This is a genomic window from Chitinispirillales bacterium ANBcel5, assembly GCA_029688955.1.
In the GTDB taxonomy this organism is placed as follows: Bacteria; Fibrobacterota; Chitinivibrionia; order Chitinivibrionales; family Chitinispirillaceae; genus Cellulosispirillum; species Cellulosispirillum alkaliphilum.
In genome coordinates this window covers 1-17,499 of record JARUKZ010000025.1, presented here as the reverse complement: position 1 = coordinate 17,499, position 17,499 = coordinate 1, and the positions used below count along the sequence as shown (strand labels likewise).

The window sequence follows — 17,499 nt, the reverse complement described above, 5'->3', positions numbered from 1 at the left end:
AGGGGTTTTGACCTTCCTAAGTCTTGCAAAATCCAAAGAATAGTTACTTTAATAGTTGTTTCTAATAAAACTCTGCAATCTTTAGAGTGCATCCATTTATTTTATACATTCGAATGTAGTTTTGGGCTCTTCATTAAACCTGCAATCCGAAAAATCAGGAGTATATTGAAATGAAGATGTGGGATGGACGTTTTAAAAAACCTTCAGATAAACTTATGGAAGAATTCAATAATTCGCTTCCCTTTGATAAAAAACTCATTGAAGAGGATATAACAGGTAGTATTGCCTGGGCCAATGCTTTAAAAAAAATTGGCGTGTTCAGTGAGGAGGAACGGGTTAAAGTTATAGATGGACTTAGAGAAATTTTAAAAGAGTATAAAGAAGGTAAGGTCACTTTTCTTCACTCTGACGAGGATATCCATATGGCTGTTGAGCGACTTTTAGTCGAGAAAGTTGGCTCAGCAGGCGAGAGGCTGCATACTGGTCGCTCAAGAAATGATCAGGTTATTACCGATACACGGCTATATACCAAAAAGGCACTAAAAGAAATTAATGAGGGATTGTTGGAGTTGCAAGGATCAATCCTACACAGGGCACAAGAGGATTATGGTGTGATAGTTCCTGGTTTTACCCATCTTCAGCAGGCGCAGCCTATCCTTCTTTCTCATTACTGGATGTCCTTTTTCTTTCTCCTTGAGCGTGAGAAAAGTAGAATAGGGCATGCGATTAAATCTACCGACATTTTACCTCTCGGTTCAGGAGCTCTTGCAGGAAGTGGATTTTCGGTTGATCGGGATAGCATTGCAAAGGAACTGGGTTTTTCTGAGATCTCTAAAAATAGTGTAGATATGGTGAGTTCGAGAGATTTTTTGCTTGAAACGCTTTCGGTATTTGCTTCTGTAGGTGTACATATCAGTCGCTACGCTGAAGATCTTATTATTTGGTCATCTAAAGAGTTTGGTTTTATTGAGCTTGATGACGCCTGGTCAACGGGGTCAAGCATGATGCCCCAGAAGAAAAATCCCGATTCACTGGAACTTCTCAGAGGTAAAAGTGGACGATTTGTAGGTAATTATGTACGGTTTGTAACTACTTTAAAAGGTGTTGGACTTACCTACTATAAGGACCTTCAGGAAGATAAGGAACCTCTGTTTGACAGTGTGTTTCAACTTCAAATGGTAGTAAAAGTATTCTCTCAGGTACTTCTTACGCTTTCAGTTTGCCAGGAACGAATCGAAAAAGATCTTGACCCATTTCTTCTTGCTACAGACATGGCTGATTATCTGGTAAGAAAAGGCATGCCATTCAGACAGGCACACAAAGTAATTGGAAAAGTTGTTGGCTACTGTGTTGAAAATGACCTTACACTTATTGAACTTCCTGTCGAAAAACTGAAAGAGTACAGCGATCTTTTTGGTGAAGATGTTGAAAAACTCTATTCATGGAAAGATGCTATTTCCTATCGCACTGTAAAGGGTGGTACGGGTTGGGATAGTGTAAAAGAGCAGATTGAAACGGGAAAGAAAATATTGGGAGTTCAGTAGTAACATTTTAATGCAAACCGTAAGAATATTTTTTTTGAAAAGGTTGTAGATGGAAGCAGCTGAAGTAGAAGCTAAGTTGATTGAAGAACTTAAGGTCAACTCAGTCTATAAAGATGATATAAAGCAGTACTTGGTAACTCCTGAGAAGGCACCTCTGATTGACATTGAAGGTAATGAAACAGCGATGTGGATTGTATTCAGGAAGAATGAATATGTTTTAGTTTATGATGAAAGTAATAATGAGTTTGGGGTTGGATACAGAACTATAGTTGATGAACTTGTTTTTAGCGGTTTCAGTGGAACTGTTTATGATGCTTATGAGAGATTGGTGAGGAGAAATTCAGATTAAACATTCTGGATAATTCAAATGATGCTTTATGCTGATAATAATCCTGTTTTGGAACCTGATCCTTTTTTAAACCAGTACATAAATTATTAGTTCAGACTTGGGAAGATTCTGCCAAGGGCGATTTTACAATTCATTTTTACAGTTCAAGCGTAGACTAAAAGAATTAGCACCAAGAGAAGGTAGTGCTACAGTGGATTTTTTAGGAATCAAGGATGTTGACCATGACACAGCCTTCAAGAACATACTTATAAACGTTCATTACCTTTCGAACACACTGGTAATGGTGTCTATGAATACGATAATCAGAGATTCTTTCTTATGATCTGCCGGTTCGAGTAAAAGACTTTTGGGCCAACATGTTTAGGCTTCGAAATATTCTTTAACCTCCGAAGGTATCTCCGGTCTCCCACGTGTATTCAGAGCAGTAGCCAGGACCTTTCCCTTTAAAACCGGCTTGTTGTCATTTAGTCTAAAAATATCCTGCTGAAAACCAATTTTTAATTCTGATGCTTTATACATATTAATTCCCACCCAAAATGTGTCACCGCTGCTGAGAGGAAATTTATAGTCAAGCTCCACGCGTAATACAACGAAATTAATTCCTTTCATTGCATAATCTTTGAAATTGATTCCGATACTTTTTATGTACTCGTGTCTGACGTGCTCAAGATAATTTTGGTATACTGAATTATTCACAATACCCTGAAGGTCACACTCATAATCCCGTACAGACAATTGCATAGTAAAAGCATAATTATTCATACTATCATTCCTTACATTTTGGGTTATTTATCTAAAATATATAAACAAGCACTTATTGTATAAAAGATTATTGCACAAATCAAAGTTCGAAACTATATTATTTGACTTAAGAATACCAATACACTTCAGGTGCCAGGGAATTCGGTTAAAATCCGAAGCGGTCCTGCCACTGTAATCCCATTACCGGCAATTTTGCCGGGGGCTGTCAAATCATAGCCACTGTTTTTAAAAGCGGGAAGGCGACAGTACCGGGAGAGCCAGGAGACCTACCTGAGTGGATACTTAAATTTTTGAGCTTTCAGGAAAAAAGTTCAGAAAGGTTCCAAACTGATTTGCTACTATTTTCGTTTTCACACGGAGTGCGTAAGCTACATGCTCTTTTAGCGCTGTATTGCACTTTGGCATTTGCAGGTGAAGAAACGCACAGCATTAAAGTCTGCACACAAGATTCATCATTAATTTTACAATCCGATGATAAATACCTGAACTCTATGGTTTCCCAAGATCAAAGTGTTGATAGTTTTGAGCTTGAAGAGGTAGTTGTTACCGCAAGAAGGCGTCAGGAGTTACTTGAGAAAACCCAGTCATATACTATTATAAAACCAGAGGAGTGGCAGGGGACTACAAAAAGTGTTGCAGATGTAATCGCTGAACAAACAGGTGTTCAGACCCGCAGGTATGGAGGAGTGGGAAGCTTTCAGACTGTATCTATGAGGGGTGTTCAGGGAGGAAGGGTGCTTGTATTGCTTGATGGCATTCCGCTCAACTCAGCGATGGGTGGAGCAGTTGACCTTGGTGCGATCAGCTCAGAGCGAATCGGGGAAATTGAGATCTATAAAGGTATTACACCAGGAAAATTTGGAGGTAATGCTCTGGGGGGTGTAATTAATATAAGAAGTAAAAGGGAGACAGATGAACATAGTGTTAATTCCCGAACTTCACGTGGGGCTTACGGGTTTAAAAATTACCATGTTGAAGTATCTTCACCTTTTAATAATCACCTTAACCTCTTTGGCTCAGTAGAATATACGGGATCAGAAAACAACTGGCCCTATATGGATAGAAATAGAACGCCGCATAACCCTGATGATGACAGAATTGAAACAGTTAAAAACCATCACTACTCTCGTTTCGAAGCAAGAGCGCATCCATCAATAAATATTTTCAATGATAGAACTCTTATAACCGGGATTTCCTACTCTACTTCTGAATCCGGAATCCCTGCCGAGGAGGGAGCTGTCAATAGAACTGCAAACCACGGAAGAGAGAATATTACGTTAAACGCAGTTTTGAAGAGTGATGAAACCCATAGGACTTCAACTTTTCTTTTTACACCCGAGGCGGGCTATATACGCTGGAGCTCAAGAACTTTTTGGACAAGTCTTGATGAAAGTATGGGTACATCTCATGGCGGAATTACTTCTGTTCGCAATGGACAGGGCTTATCAGAAACAGATCTTCATGTGATAAACCTTTCATGTGTTTCAGATATTGTTTTTACCGATAATTTCGCTGCACAGATTTCGCTTCATGGAAAACATTCTCAAATACTGACTAATACAGAGGTTACCAGTTTTCCGCGCGGTGACTGGCCGGGCAGCTCACAAGAAGCAACTCTGGCTAAAAATCTTAATCTGACTATTCCGATTGGAAAAAGGGAGTTTGGGGTATCCACTGGGGGTAGTTTAAAGGGGCTAAGAAGTTCCACCGATGGAGGGTATAACAGAGCTTTTGAAATGACTATACAACCCAGTGTTACTGTGGACTATCCCTGGTCATTAAGTACTGGGTTACATTTTAGGCCTTTCCATAGTTCGGTAATTTATTTCAATGCTGCACGGTTCAGCCATGTACCTTCTTTACGTGAAAAATTTGGTAGCAATGGAGCTGTGTTACCTAATCCTGACCTTAAAGAAGAAACTGGATTATCATTTGAAGCAGGAGGTCGTTATCTTGGTGAAAGATTTTTTTTCGAGTCAGTGTTTTTCAGAAATGAAATTAAGAATGGGATTGTGCTGTTGAATGATGGGAATATGACTAAACCTGTAAATATGGGACGAGTTCTGTCTTCAGGTATAGAAGTATCATCTTGGTATAAACCTTTAGATTTATTAAAAGCAGAAGTAAAGGCGACTATTCAAAATGTTGAAAACCGTACCAGACTCTACAACTATTATGGTAATATGGTCCCCAATGAACCTAATTTTAGTGGGATCGCAAAATTGACTTTGAAACCTGTAGAAAAACTAAAAATTCAGTACTGGTCCGATTATAAATCATTTTTTTTCAGAGACTATGCAAATATAAAGCGTGTACCCGACAAAACAGCTGGTCAGTCGGGAATAATATTTCACAATGCTGCTATTTTCTGGAAGCCCGCTACTCAGTTTGAGATTAATATGTCAATTATTAATTTTAACAGAAAATACTTGAGATATGAAGACATGTTGCAAACTACGGAAAGTGGTTACTCCTGGACACTTTTTCCTGCTAATGAGTGGAATTTCACTATAGGTGTTTACTTGTAATAAACAAGCAAAAAAAATTTAATTAAATGGGGGGTTAATGATGTTAAAGGGTAGATATTGTCTATTATTTGTAACTCTAATAATTTGTACGGTTTTGTGCATCGGTTGTGCAAATAATCCGGTCGACTCAACCCAGGACAGATCAAGCACTGATACAGATAGTCCAGCCGACTCAACCCAGGACAGTTCAAGCACTGATACAGATAGTCCAGCCGACTCAACCCAGGACAGTTCAAACACTGATACAGATAGTCCAGCCGACTCAACCCAGGACAGTTCAAACACTGATAGTGATAGTCCAGCTGATTCAACCCGGGACAGTTCAAACATTAATCCTGGTGTAATGTTTATCATGCAATCTGATTTTCAGTCTGGTATTGTACGAAGCATGTCATTGGAAAATGAAACGATTACTCCCTTTGAGCTTCATGTATACAGTGATGCTGTTCTTCGCTCTTTTAACGGTAAGCTCTATGTGCTTGAAAGAATGGGGGCTGATAATATCCTCAAACTTGATCCCCAAACGACCGGTTCAGCAAGTGTTGTTTATCAAATAAATTTGGGAAGAGACTGGAATCCTCAGGATATGGTGTTTCTTAGCGAGGAAAAGGCCTATATCTCAAATAATAATGAACCGAAGATTACAGTTTTTAATCCCTCAATAGGTGAGATTACCAAAAATATCGACATATCCCGCTACACATTTCTTCCTGATAGCAACACTTCGCCAAATGCTGGTGATATGGAGCTGGTGGGGTCAAATCTTTATGTATTGCTTCAGAGACGAAACGGGTTTAATCCCGGTGCACCAACTCTTCTACTAAAAATCGATACTTATACTGATGAAATTGTCGATACAATTCCTCTTCAATTCAAAAATGGGTACTCAATGGCATACAGCGATGGCGCTTTGTATATATCCAATCCTGGTAGTGCTTTTAGTACCGGAGATGGAGCTGTCGAAAGAGTTGATCTGACAACAAAAGAGGTTACAGCAATTATCGATGAAAATGCTCTCGGTGGAAGCCCTAATTTTATAGTACACAAAGAGGGGAGCCGTTTCTATATTACAAACTATGTCGGTTGGCAAAATGTTCAGGTTCTCGAAATCGATATGGAAACTGGTGCTATAGTATCTGTTCTACCAGACGTAATCGATGCTTATGGGGGGGTATATTATGATAAAACAACCGATTTGCTGTATGTAGGAGAGAGAGATCCTCAGGAGATGGGAATTCGGATTTTTAGGGATAATCAGCAAGTAGGATCAACTGTTAAGAATAATCGCTGTCTGCCTCCGTCAAGCTTTGTCGTTGTAAGATAACTATTTGAGAATAGGTTGGCGTGATGCTAACCTGTCCTTTGCAGGGATGTGTATGAGATTACTTACAATTTTGATTGTAACAACTATAGTGAATTGTATTCTTTTTTTTGGATGTGGTAAACCAGAGAATATGCCATCGCAGAATCCTCAAAGAATCATTTCTCTTGCTCCCAGTATTACAGAAACTCTTTTTGCACTTGGGCTGGGTGATCGGGTAATAGGTGTGACAAGCTATTGTAAACATCCGCCTCAAACTGAAGGTATTGAGAAGATCGGTGGCTATGCTGATGCTAACCTTGAGAGGATTATTTCTCTTAAACCGGATGTAGTGATACTGACCGGTGAACACGAAAAGCAGAGAATATACCTTGAGCGGTTCAGCATAACGACTCTTGTAGTTGAGAACTATTCGATATCAGCAATATGCAGTTCATTTGCAATCATAGGCAGACACTGTGGTGTAAAATCGGCATCTGACAGTCTCATAGGTTTATTTGCAGACAAAGTTCCTGATGATGGAAACAGTGTACATTCAGCACCAAAGGTTCTTATATGTGTGGGAAGAGATAACCCCGGTGCGGGCAGGGTTGGAAGCGTTTTTGCCGCTGGGAAAAGCACTTTTTACAATGATCTGGTTGAAGCTGCAGGAGGGGTGAATGCTTTCTTTTCAAGGAGTCCAAACTATCCGCGTCTTTCTCCTGAAGGAATTCTCTCTTTGGAACCAGATATTATAATAGACATAGCGTCATCTATGGGCGAGTATTCATGTGATATGCTTATCAATGACTGGAGCTCATTTACGAGATTACCCGCAGTCAGAAATAACAATGTGTTCTGCCTTTCAAATGATTATGCAACAATTCCGGGACCGAGGATGCTTCTACTTCTGGAAGATATCAGAAAGATAATTGCTCAATAGTACAGTAATGAACAGGTAACCAGGTAAAAATGAAATCATCACAGCAGAAGATTTTACAATTAAATAGTATATATGCTGGTTATGGGGATCAGGAGGTGCTCAAAGGAGTATTTTTTAGTGTAGAAAGAGGAGAGAAGTGGGCTGTTATCGGCCGTAATGGGACGGGCAAATCTACTTTGATAAAGCTTGCTGCCGGAATTTTGAATACTAAACGAGGTGAAATCATTGTTGATGGTATGAACCTTACACAAATTTCACCAAAGAAAAGGGCTCGTACTATCGGCTATGTGCCGCAAAAACCAGATGGTGTAATTCCCTACACGGTGCAGGATTTTGTGATGCTTGGAAGATACAGCCTTATGGGTGTTTTCGGTATGGCTTCCAAGGATGACCGTGATGCTGTTGCAGAAGCAATGGAACTTTGTGACATTATACACCTTGAAAAAAGATTGATGAGCACGCTTAGCGGCGGAGAACTTCAAAGAGTACTTCTGGCAGGAAGTGTTGCACAACATACTCCACTTCTTCTGCTTGATGAACCAACCACTTATCTTGACCCTGCTCATGAACGACTCTTTTTCGATGCGCTGAGCCGGATACAAAACCAACGAGAACTATCTATAGTAATGATAACGCACGACATAAATATCGCGCTTATTCATTGTACCCATGTGTGTGCGCTATTGAATGGTTATGTTGTTTTTAGTGGAACTACTGAGGAATTCAAGGAGCAGTGTCCAAATATACTTGATAGAATATTTGGAGTAAGTTTTAAAGAATACCAATGTATAGATGAAGATGTTCAGGCTTTCGGGGCCTGGGGGTTAACATGTCAACTATAAAAAGGCCCTCGGTAGTTGTTCCACTCCTTTTGCTCATTGGGCTAACAACTCTTTTTGTGTGCCCCGGTATTGGAATCAGGTGGATATCTCCATTGGATATTTTTCAAAATGACGATCTCCGCTATATATTTCTCTCCATAAGGGTACCCAGAACTCTGACGGCGTTTTTTGCAGGTGGGGGACTGGCTGTTGCCGGTATGATCTATCAGGCGGTTTTTAGAAACCCCCTTGCTTGTCCGCATATTCTGGGAGTATCAAGTGGTGCATCACTGGGAGCAGCGCTTTGTATTGTCGCAGGTCTTGCCGGATCTCTTTTGGGATTGTCAATAATAACATTAGGAGCTTTTGCTGGAGCTGTGGGTTCCATTCTTATTATCTGTGCTTTCGCCTGGACAAGAGAAAGCAACTCCAGCACACTCCTTTTAGCTGGAGTCGTTGTGGCAACACTCTGTTCAGGGTTAATTATGTTTATACATATGATTGGCGGAATACATAAATCTTTTCAAATACTGCGCTGGATAATGGGTGGGGTAGATGGTGTAAGTTATTCGCTATTGTTGCTGATGCTTGCACCTTTGAGCGTATTTCTGGGTATTACAGTGTTATTTACTCCAAGACTCGATCAATTTCTTACTGGTGAAGAAATTGCTCATTCGAGGGGAATAAATGTAAAGCTGAGCAGGAATATATTAATTATTTCAACAGCAGTGGCAGTAGGTGGAATTGTAGCAGCATGCGGACCGATCGGTTTTATTGGGATAATTGCACCTCACGTTTGCAGGATGATATTACCAGGAATAAGGCACCGGCTATTATCGCTGTGCTCGTTTCTCCTTGGCGGTTCTTTTCTTGTTCTTGCTGATACTCTTGCAAGATCAATTGCACCACCAACTGAAATACCTGTGGGCATAATAACATCGCTATTAGGTGGACCATTTTTTCTGGTTATTCTTGCAAGACAAAAAAAACGATACTTGATGTAGGATGTATGATGAAAACTAAGAGCTTGATGATCCAGGGTACCGCAAGTTCCAGCGGTAAATCGCTCATTGCAGCAGCCCTTTGTCGTATTCTTTTTCAGGATGGATTCAAGGTTGCTCCTTTCAAGGCACAGAACATGTCCAATAACTCATTTGTAACCACAGAGGGGATGGAGATGGGGCGCGCACAGGTTGTCCAGGCCTATGCTGCAGGACTTGCACCAGATGTACGCATGAACCCGGTATTATTAAAGCCGTCAAGCGATACAGGTGCTCAGGTTGTCTTGAACGGTAAGCCTTCATTTACTATGCATGCCTGCGACTGGCACCAAACACGAGATAAACTGAGAGATACAGTACGAGAGTGTTACCGTTCGATCTCAAACGAGTTTGAGGTAATGATTATTGAAGGGGCTGGTAGTCCGGCAGAGATCAACCTAAAAAAAAATGATATCGTGAATATGGGCATGGCTCAAATGGCAGATGCTCCTGTAGTGATTGTTGGCGATATCGACAGGGGTGGTGTTTTTGCATCACTGGTCGGAACTGTTCAGCTTCTTGAACCCTATGAACGGCAGAGAGTTAAAGGTTTTATTATAAATAAATTCAGGGGTGATGTTGAGCTTCTTAAACCAGGTTTAGATCAACTAACACAGATTACTAAAATCCCAACTCTTGGGGTTATTCCATGGTTAGATCATTCAATAGACGATGAGGATGGTGTTACTGAATGGTTTCATAGTAAAAACGATGTAAAAAAGGAGATCGATATATGTATCATTCGTCTCCCACATGTTTCAAACTTTACGGACTTTTTACCACTTGAACATGTTCCTGGTGTTGCGGTCCGGTGGTGTAGCAGGGCAGAAAAGATCGGAAATCCGGACCTGCTGATACTGCCCGGGACTAAAGCGACCGTAAGTGATCTCAGAGCTATTAAAAAAAACGGGGTTGCTGAATCGATTATATCGTTTACTAACAATGGTGGAGCTGTTTTAGGTGTCTGTGGAGGTTTTCAGATGCTTGGAAACTGTATTAAAGATGAACATCAGGTTGAATCTTCTGTACAATTTGAAACAGGGCTTAAACTGCTGGATATGGAGACCGGATTCCTGCCTGAAAAGAGGACCGCTCAGATCGATGTAAAGGTCTTCGGTGATCAAAACGCACTCTTTGATGGCTTGGACGCGTATTTGGCTAAAGGCTATGAAATACACATGGGTGAAAGTACTTTTGGCAGTGGCTCTTGCCCCTTCACAGTATCATACGATAAAGATGGAACAGAATATGTAAGTGGCATCACAGATAAAACCGGAAGGGTATCCGGATCGTATGTTCATGGTTTGTTTGATTCAGGTAAAATAGTGTGCAACGTAATTAATAAATTACGACGTCTTAAGGGACTTATGCCCATTGATATCTCTGCAGATGATCGGAGCGTGACCTTTGAGGCACAAATCAATAGATTGGCAGCTGTTTGCAGGGAAACTCTGGATATTCCAAAGATATATGAAATCATCAGTGTTTCAAACAGGACGAACAACTGAAATGCACCCATTAAGTCTGACAATAGCCTTTCTTCTGGATCTCTTGGTAGGTGATCCACGTTGGCTACCTCATCCGGTTAGGTGGATTGGGTCACTTATTCTCTTTCTTGAGAAGAAATTATATCCTAATGGACAGACTTCCCGCAAAGAGTTTCTATGTGGGGTTTTATTAACGGTAATTGTAATCTGCTGTGTTTTAGTACTGTCTTTTTTGTTGATAAAGATTGGACAGTTCATCTCTCCATTCCTGACAATAGCAATTGAATCGATACTCGGGTTCTTTTGCCTTTCTGCACGTTCACTATCAAAGGAATCACTACTTGTGCTTAAATATCTCAAGGCAGGGGATCTGCTAAGCGCCCGTACTCAACTTTCAATGATAGTAGGAAGAGACACCGTGAATCTTAATGAAGAACAAATCGTAAGGGCCTCTGTGGAAACCGTTGGAGAAAATATCACCGATGGAATAATTGCTCCACTGTTCTATCTTGCTATAGGGGGACCGATACTTTGCCTTATCTATAAAGCAGTAAGTACAATGGATTCGATGATCGGTTACAAAAATGAACGTTATAAAAGCTTTGGTACCTGTGCGGCAAAAATTGATGACCTGCTTAACTTTATTCCTGCACGCCTTACCGGATTTCTACTTATACCAGTTGCCTCTCTGTGTTGTGGACTTAATGGATGGCGATCGTTTATAATAATGAAACGAGACAGACATAAGCATGAGAGCCCTAATTCAGCTCACGGCGAATCGGCAGTTGCCGGGGCGCTTGGAATTCAGTTGGGTGGAACCTCTACTTACGGTGGAATTGTGTCACAAAAGCCTTTTCTCGGAGATCCTCTCAGGACTTTGTCGTTAAACGATATTGTTAGGGCCAATGCAGTTTTGTTTTCCGTAGCAATACTTTCCTTTCTATTGGCTGTCAGCTGGCTGTTACTGGTAAGTAGAGGGGTTTAGATATGAATCTATCAACCATAAAAATAGTCTCTCTGGCGCCATCGGTTACCGAAACACTTTGTGCGATAGGCTTTGGGCATGCATTGGTTGCAAGGACCGATTTCTGTGATTGGCCAGTAACTGTAGCTGACATTCCATCTGTTGGTGGATTCAGCAACTGCTGTGCAGAAGCTATACTATCTTTTCACCCCGACCTTGTCATTGGAACTTCACTTCATAAGCCTCTGCTTCAGCAGATCGGTTTATCAGGTGTTAGGACTGCCTGTCTCAAGTTCCATGCGGTTTATGAGGCACCCCATGCCATACGATTCATTGGTGAGCTCGTAAATGGCTCATATAATGCGAATTTACTGGCTTCACAATTGGAAGTTCAAATTCATTCAATCAAAGAACAGGCAAAAACTCTTGGCTCAAGGAGGGTTTGTTATCTGTGCAATATAGAATGCCCTTCATGGTTTTCGTGTCCTGTTGCTGCTTCTGTAGGATTTCTTGGCTGCACAAATGCAGGGCGGAATAAATTTTTACATGCAAAAAATAACAATATGATCAGTATGATTACAAGGGACAAACCAGAGTTATTTTTGATTTCAAAATGTAAAAAATGCCGATCATTATGTATAGATAATCTGTTTGAGAATGTTTCTGAATTTAAAAAGTATCTGGATGAATATGTCCCTGAGACTATACATTTTAGTTCTAAGCTTTTGGGGCGCGCAGGACCACGAGCCGGGTTTGCACTTAATCAATTGGCGCACGCTATCTATGGCAAAGACTGGGATATCGGGATTTGTCAGCAGGAGAGGCTCATATACAGTTAATTTTACTTTGTAAAAAAAATAGTTAATTGATCATATAACCTATAAGGGATGGTTATGAAAGGGTATCTTCAGGTTTATACAGGTAATGGTAAAGGAAAAACAACTGCATCTATCGGTTTGGCGATTCGTGCTGCGGGTGCAGGTCTGCCAGTTCTTTTTGCACAATTTGTAAAAGGAATGAAGTATAGTGAAATAGGAGCACTTGAGAGATATAGCGATCTTATTACAATAAAACAGTATGGAAGAGGGTGTTTCATTGAGCGGGAAGCCCAAAAAGAGGATATTGAAGTTGCACAGAAGGGACTCAATGAACTCAGGGAAATTTTGCAATTGGGAGAATATAAGATTGTAATCCTTGATGAGGCAAATATTGCACTCTATTATAAACTGTTTACAGTAAACCAGTTAATTGACATTATAAGAAACAGAAAGCCGGATTGTGAGGTGGTTGTTACCGGCCGCTATGCGCCTCAGGACTTGATTGATGAAGCTGACCTTGTGACTGAAATGAAAGAAGTTAAACATTATTATACTGCTGGAGTGCAGGCGCGCAAAGGTGTAGAGTGTTAGGATGAACGAAAACAAACGATACCCGTTTTTGCTTGGCACAACTTCTTATATTATACCCGATAACATACTGCCAAATGCCCGGTGGTTAACACCACAGGTCGATGATATCGAGCTTGTACTTTTTGAATCACCCGAAATTTCTAATATTCCCTCTCCGGAGGAGATAAAAAAGCTTGCGGATTTAGGGTTAGAAAGCGACTGTGGCTATACCGTTCATCTTCCTTTGGATAAAAAGGCCGGGGCTGTTGAGGAGAATGAGAGAGCTGGGTTTTGTGATGCAGCAAAGCGTATCATTGAGAGGACTTCGCCACTGTTACCCAGAGCCTGGATTTTACACCTTGAAGGTAACAAACGAAATGCAGAGGTGACTGAAATAGAAGAATGGGCGGGTAGATGTGATCAAACTATTACATCTATAATGAGTGTCATTGATACACCAGCTAAAATTGCAATTGAGAATCTTGGGTATCCGTGGCACTGGCACCGTGAACTTGCGCTTAAACATGGGACATCATTATGCTGCGATGTAGGGCATTTGTGGGCTCACTTCCCTGATGAGTGGCACCAGCACCTTAAAGAGATGGTACCATTCACAAGTGTTATTCACCTGCATGGCTTTGATGGCAAAAAGGATCACCAATCGCTCCCTTCTGGCAATACAGATGATATATATACTTTTTTTCAGGAACTTAAAAACGGGCACTACAGTGGTGTGGTTACGATGGAGATATTTAACCAGACTGATTTTACTGAGTCAAAGAAAATGGTGGTAGATACATGGGAAAATTTGTTCTGATAACAGGTGGTGTTCGCAGCGGTAAGAGTGCCTGGGCACTCAAACGAGCCAACGAATCTCCTTCAAAATCAAAGGTGTTTATTGCTACTGCTGAGTGTTTTGATGAAGAGATGAAGGAGAGGGTTACAAATCACAAGTTAGAACGTGGTGATGAGTGGGTGACTGTAGAGGAACCATACAAAATAGATAGGGCCGTAGGGGATCTGGATAATTGCTCTGCTGCAGTAATCGATTGCTGTACTGTGTGGCTTGGAAATATTTGGTACAAGAATGGCGATAGTGATACTGCTCTTGTTAAAAACATAGAAAATTTTAGCAAATCTCTACTCAAATGGCAACAATCGGAAGGTACGGGTGAGATTGTTATTGTTTCAAATGAAGTGGGGTGGGGTATAGTGCCACTTGAAAAAAGTGTACGGCGCTACAGGGACTGGGCTGGAAAATTAAATCAGAAGATCGCTTCACTTGCAGATGAGGTGTATCTGTGTGTCGCGGGTATCAGCGTAAAAATAAAATAGGAAAAGGATATATGCTTACAAAAGATATTGAAATCAAATCTGTTGAGAACACAAAGCTGGAAACTGAAATTCAGGCACATCTCGATGATTTAACCAAACCAAAGGGAAGTCTTGGAAGGCTGGAGGAGTTTGCTCTTAAGTACTGTTTATGTCGTGGACGTGTAGATGCTGATATCAGTCGCAAATCACTTATGATTTTTGCTGCTGACCATGGAATAACATCTATGGGTGTCGCTCCGTTTCCAAAAGAGGTTACGGTTCAGATGGTTACCAACATGCTTGCAGGTGGTGCTGCCGTGGTTGTGATGTGTAAAAAAGCAGGTATAGAGTACCGGGTAGTTGATGTTGGGGTTGATGGGGACTTTAAAGATCACCCGTTACTGATTAAGAAAAAGGTTGGTAAAGGTACTAATAATTTCCATTCCGATTGTGCTATGAGCAGTGAAGAATGTGACAGGGCCATAAATACTGGACTTGAGTTGGCGTCTAAGCAGGAGGTTGATATAACATCGATCGGCGAAATGGGCATTGGGAACACTTCATCTGCATCTGCACTGTATGCACTCTTTCTTACTATTGAAGGTGCATCTACGGTTGGTATGGGAACCGGAGCAGTGGGGGAGTTGCTTCAAAGAAAACGTCGGGTTATCGATGAAGCGGTGTCTTTTCACAAACAATCATGGGATGGTTCTCCCGTTGATGCGCTCAGGCGTGTAGGAGGATTTGAAATCGCCGCTATGACCGGTTACATTCTGGGTTCTGCTCAGAAGAGGATTCCCGTTGTAATAGATGGATTCATTGCAACCGCATCCGCACTGGCAGCAATAAAGATCACTCCTGGTGTTAAGGACTATCTCTTCTTTGGTCATGTATCAGATGAGCAGTTCCATAGAAGAGTAATTAAAGAACTCGATGTTCGTCCGATCCTTGAACTTGATATGAGGCTTGGTGAAGGTACAGGTGCAGTATTGGGAATAGAGATTATCGAACAGGCGCTTAACTGTTACCACAATATGGCAACATTTTCATCCGCAGGAGTATCTGAAAGTGATTCCTAAGGGCTTTATAACAGCACTGAGGTTATTGACCATTATACCGGTTATAGGCAAGGAAGCGGAAAAGAGGTACTGCGCAATACCTTATTTTCTCATTGTAGGTCTTATTATTAGTATCATTCACTTTTTAGGAGCAGAGATACTGTATCACTATCTCCCGGGATTGACCGTGTTTGCCGGATTGTTGCTTACAATAATAAACTACACTGCAAGTGGCGCATTGCACCTGGATGGCCTTGCTGACACTGCAGATGCTTTTAGCACAGTCCAGACACGTGAAAAGACACTCTTTATACTTAAAGATCCACACCTGGGCACTTTTGGCGCCGGGGCAATGTTTATCGTTATTCTCTGGCGGATAATCACATACCAGCAGCTCTTTGAGCAGCGCATGATGCTATGGGTGGTCTTTGCACTCATGTTTTCACGAATAATGCAGGGGTTGTTTCTGCTTTTAATTCCTTATGCAAGGGGAAAAGAGGGCAAAGCATTTGGTTTTAAGGGACCCTTTGCCTTTACTGCAATATTGATTATGCAATCTGTTTTACTGTTTGCTGCCGGGTGGCTTATTTTTGATTATCGTATTGTACTATCAGTGGTGATAGGGATAGCGTCTATACTACCAATATGTTTAGTGTATCATAAACGGATTGGGGGCATAACGGGAGATGGGATCGGTGCGGCGACCGAGGTTTTTGAGATCGTATTTTTGACAGTTGTGGTAGCCTTTGTTTAATAGAGTGGTATCCTTTTGCTGTAGTAAAAAGAATTGAACTGTTGGCTTGTTATTTTGGTAAAAAAAGGTGGGATGTTTGTCAATAAAAAATAGTAATTACCAGAAGCACGGAAGTATCCCATACAAGGAACTAAGAGCGTTTGGAATAGATCAGGAAAAAATATTGGATTTTAGTGCTACAGTAAATCCTTTACCAATGCCCCAATCTATACGATCTCTCTTTAGTGCCGATGGTATTAAATCATACCCGGATCCTGATTCCTATGACGCAATCAATGCCCTTTCAAACTACTACAACCTTGCACCAGAAATGTTTGTTATAACCGCCGGAGTGACAGAAACCATCTTTATTCTTCCGCAGATAGCTAATAGCGCAATTCAGTTTGTTCCCACCTATGGTGACTATCAAATGGCTTTTGAACGCTACAAAAAAAGCATTATTTCATTACAATTTCCTGCTTCAGAAAAACAACTTGTATCTTTTGTTAAATATTTCAGGAAAAAGAATGCAGATTTGCTTATAGTGTGTAATCCAAACAACCCTGATGGTTTGTATTTGACTGTCGATGAAATTGAATACTTATGCAGAGAACTTAAAGATTCTATTATTTGTGTAGATGAGAGTTATCAGGAAATGGGTAAAGGAAGTAAGTCTGCTGTTTCGATAATTAACTCGTATGAAAATTTGATACTTCTTAAATCACTCACCAAACCGTTTGGTATTGGTGGACTTCGTATTGGCTATACGGTTTCTTCTGCTAAAAATAGTGGAAAAATCAGGTCCCTTGTTATTCCATGGGGAGTATCGGGGTTGGCTCAAAAAGTAATTCCCGCGGTACTAGATCATATCGAAGAGTATAAAAGTCAATGGAACCAAATACACAAGCAGAAAGAATCTCTAATTGGGCAGATTGAGCGAATAGGTATACCTGTGGAACACGGGGTATGTCCCTTTTTCCTGATAAAAATGGAAAAATCTGTAAATATTCGTCTTGAATTACTGAGAAGGTATTCCATTGCGGTTAGAGATTGTAGCTCATTTTCTCTTGAAGGCAAGATACGTTTGATGCCCTCAGTGGATAAAAACAACAGGTTACTACTTGAGGTTCTGAGAGAATTTTGTTAGATACAGTAAGGTAAGAAAAATGTTCGTTATTTTGTGTCATTTTTCAATCTGGTTCAGGATATCACTTCTATTATTTTCTACATTTTGATTGTCTTTTGAGCTTTCGATAATATTATCACTC

The 17,499-nt window shown here is 40.7% G+C and carries 17 protein-coding genes and 1 riboswitch; of the genes, 16 read left to right on the top strand and 1 reads right to left on the bottom strand.

All coding sequences use genetic code 11. The features are described from left to right. Window positions 1-170 precede the first annotated feature (170 nt). The gene (gene argH, locus QA601_13140; protein MDG5816031.1) at window positions 171-1,544 is read left to right on the top strand and encodes an argininosuccinate lyase; all 1,374 of its coding nucleotides are present in this window, start codon (window positions 171-173) and stop codon (window positions 1,542-1,544) included. Between the two features lie 49 nt (window positions 1,545-1,593). After that, window positions 1,594-1,893: a hypothetical protein gene (locus tag QA601_13135; GenBank protein ID MDG5816030.1), complete on the top strand. Its 300-nt coding sequence runs from the start codon at window positions 1,594-1,596 to the stop codon at window positions 1,891-1,893. 360 nt (window positions 1,894-2,253) lie between these two features. Here the strand turns inward: QA601_13135 and QA601_13130 are convergent, their stop codons facing one another. Further along, entirely contained in the window at window positions 2,254-2,655 is a 402-nt protein-coding gene (locus tag QA601_13130; protein MDG5816029.1) for a thioesterase family protein, read from the bottom strand. A gap of 110 nt (window positions 2,656-2,765) precedes the next feature. Beyond that, a riboswitch (cobalamin riboswitch) is annotated at window positions 2,766-2,944 on the top strand. Between the two features lie 43 nt (window positions 2,945-2,987). Here QA601_13130 and QA601_13125 point away from each other — a divergent pair. The 14 genes from QA601_13125 to QA601_13060 all read left to right on the top strand — a co-directional run bounded on the left by QA601_13125 (window position 2,988) and on the right by QA601_13060 (window position 17,378). Continuing rightward, on the top strand, window positions 2,988-5,183 hold the full coding sequence (locus tag QA601_13125) for a TonB-dependent receptor (GenBank protein MDG5816028.1): 2,196 nt from the start codon (window positions 2,988-2,990) through the stop codon (window positions 5,181-5,183). 37 nt (window positions 5,184-5,220) lie between these two features. Then, entirely contained in the window at window positions 5,221-6,507 is a 1,287-nt protein-coding gene (locus tag QA601_13120) for a hypothetical protein (protein ID MDG5816027.1), read from the top strand. 52 nt (window positions 6,508-6,559) lie between these two features. Continuing rightward, window positions 6,560-7,426 (top strand): helical backbone metal receptor, encoded by an 867-nt coding sequence (locus QA601_13115; GenBank protein ID MDG5816026.1) that lies wholly within the window; start codon window positions 6,560-6,562, stop codon window positions 7,424-7,426. 29 nt (window positions 7,427-7,455) lie between these two features. After that, window positions 7,456-8,268, top strand: coding sequence for an ABC transporter ATP-binding protein (locus tag QA601_13110; protein ID MDG5816025.1), 813 nt, complete (start codon window positions 7,456-7,458; stop codon window positions 8,266-8,268). Further along, window positions 8,256-9,251: an iron ABC transporter permease gene (locus QA601_13105; protein ID MDG5816024.1), complete on the top strand. Its 996-nt coding sequence runs from the start codon at window positions 8,256-8,258 to the stop codon at window positions 9,249-9,251. The genes QA601_13110 and QA601_13105 overlap by 13 nt, the downstream gene beginning before the upstream one ends. A gap of 5 nt (window positions 9,252-9,256) precedes the next feature. Continuing rightward, on the top strand, window positions 9,257-10,795 hold the full coding sequence (locus QA601_13100) for a cobyric acid synthase (GenBank protein ID MDG5816023.1): 1,539 nt from the start codon (window positions 9,257-9,259) through the stop codon (window positions 10,793-10,795). After that, window positions 10,758-11,759, top strand: coding sequence for an adenosylcobinamide-phosphate synthase CbiB (gene cbiB / locus QA601_13095; GenBank protein MDG5816022.1), 1,002 nt, complete (start codon window positions 10,758-10,760; stop codon window positions 11,757-11,759). The genes QA601_13100 and cbiB overlap by 38 nt, the downstream gene beginning before the upstream one ends. 2 nt (window positions 11,760-11,761) lie before the next feature. Beyond that, complete coding sequence (locus tag QA601_13090; GenBank protein ID MDG5816021.1) at window positions 11,762-12,577, top strand: helical backbone metal receptor; 816 nt, start codon at window positions 11,762-11,764, stop codon at window positions 12,575-12,577. A gap of 54 nt (window positions 12,578-12,631) precedes the next feature. Continuing rightward, window positions 12,632-13,147, top strand: a complete 516-nt coding sequence (locus QA601_13085) for a cob(I)yrinic acid a,c-diamide adenosyltransferase (protein ID MDG5816020.1) — start codon at window positions 12,632-12,634, stop codon at window positions 13,145-13,147. A 1-nt stretch (window position 13,148) separates the two neighbouring features. Further along, window positions 13,149-13,943 carry a cobamide remodeling phosphodiesterase CbiR gene (gene cbiR, locus QA601_13080; protein MDG5816019.1) on the top strand — a complete coding sequence of 265 codons (795 nt, stop codon included), beginning with the start codon at window positions 13,149-13,151 and terminating at the stop codon, window positions 13,941-13,943. Beyond that, window positions 13,925-14,461: a bifunctional adenosylcobinamide kinase/adenosylcobinamide-phosphate guanylyltransferase gene (cobU, locus tag QA601_13075; GenBank protein MDG5816018.1), complete on the top strand. Its 537-nt coding sequence runs from the start codon at window positions 13,925-13,927 to the stop codon at window positions 14,459-14,461. Before cbiR ends, cobU begins: the two co-directional genes overlap by 19 nt. 11 nt (window positions 14,462-14,472) lie before the next feature. Beyond that, entirely contained in the window at window positions 14,473-15,519 is a 1,047-nt protein-coding gene (gene cobT, locus QA601_13070; GenBank protein ID MDG5816017.1) for a nicotinate-nucleotide--dimethylbenzimidazole phosphoribosyltransferase, read from the top strand. Then, a complete protein-coding gene (locus QA601_13065; protein ID MDG5816016.1) occupies window positions 15,509-16,252 on the top strand; it encodes an adenosylcobinamide-GDP ribazoletransferase in 744 nt (247 codons plus the stop codon). The genes cobT and QA601_13065 overlap by 11 nt, the downstream gene beginning before the upstream one ends. A 76-nt stretch (window positions 16,253-16,328) precedes the next feature. Beyond that, on the top strand, window positions 16,329-17,378 hold the full coding sequence (locus QA601_13060) for a histidinol-phosphate transaminase (GenBank protein ID MDG5816015.1): 1,050 nt from the start codon (window positions 16,329-16,331) through the stop codon (window positions 17,376-17,378). Window positions 17,379-17,499 lie beyond the last annotated feature (121 nt).

What these genes read in the sequence shown, in the direction of transcription:
- argH (MDG5816031.1), top strand. Translation starts at nt 171, where the DNA reads ATGAAGATGTGGGATGGACGTTTTAAAAAACCTTCAGATAAACTTATG.
- QA601_13135 (MDG5816030.1), top strand. Translation starts at nt 1,594, where the DNA reads ATGGAAGCAGCTGAAGTAGAAGCTAAGTTGATTGAAGAACTTAAGGTC.
- QA601_13130 (MDG5816029.1), bottom strand. Translation starts at nt 2,655, where the DNA reads ATGAATAATTATGCTTTTACTATGCAATTGTCTGTACGGGATTATGAG.
- QA601_13120 (MDG5816027.1), top strand. Translation starts at nt 5,221, where the DNA reads ATGATGTTAAAGGGTAGATATTGTCTATTATTTGTAACTCTAATAATT.
- QA601_13115 (MDG5816026.1), top strand. Translation starts at nt 6,560, where the DNA reads ATGAGATTACTTACAATTTTGATTGTAACAACTATAGTGAATTGTATT.
- QA601_13110 (MDG5816025.1), top strand. Translation starts at nt 7,456, where the DNA reads ATGAAATCATCACAGCAGAAGATTTTACAATTAAATAGTATATATGCT.
- QA601_13105 (MDG5816024.1), top strand. Translation starts at nt 8,256, where the DNA reads ATGTCAACTATAAAAAGGCCCTCGGTAGTTGTTCCACTCCTTTTGCTC.
- QA601_13100 (MDG5816023.1), top strand. Translation starts at nt 9,257, where the DNA reads ATGATGAAAACTAAGAGCTTGATGATCCAGGGTACCGCAAGTTCCAGC.
- cbiB (MDG5816022.1), top strand. Translation starts at nt 10,758, where the DNA reads ATGAAATCATCAGTGTTTCAAACAGGACGAACAACTGAAATGCACCCA.
- QA601_13090 (MDG5816021.1), top strand. Translation starts at nt 11,762, where the DNA reads ATGAATCTATCAACCATAAAAATAGTCTCTCTGGCGCCATCGGTTACC.
- QA601_13085 (MDG5816020.1), top strand. Translation starts at nt 12,632, where the DNA reads ATGAAAGGGTATCTTCAGGTTTATACAGGTAATGGTAAAGGAAAAACA.
- cbiR (MDG5816019.1), top strand. Translation starts at nt 13,149, where the DNA reads ATGAACGAAAACAAACGATACCCGTTTTTGCTTGGCACAACTTCTTAT.
- cobU (MDG5816018.1), top strand. Translation starts at nt 13,925, where the DNA reads ATGGGAAAATTTGTTCTGATAACAGGTGGTGTTCGCAGCGGTAAGAGT.
- cobT (MDG5816017.1), top strand. Translation starts at nt 14,473, where the DNA reads ATGCTTACAAAAGATATTGAAATCAAATCTGTTGAGAACACAAAGCTG.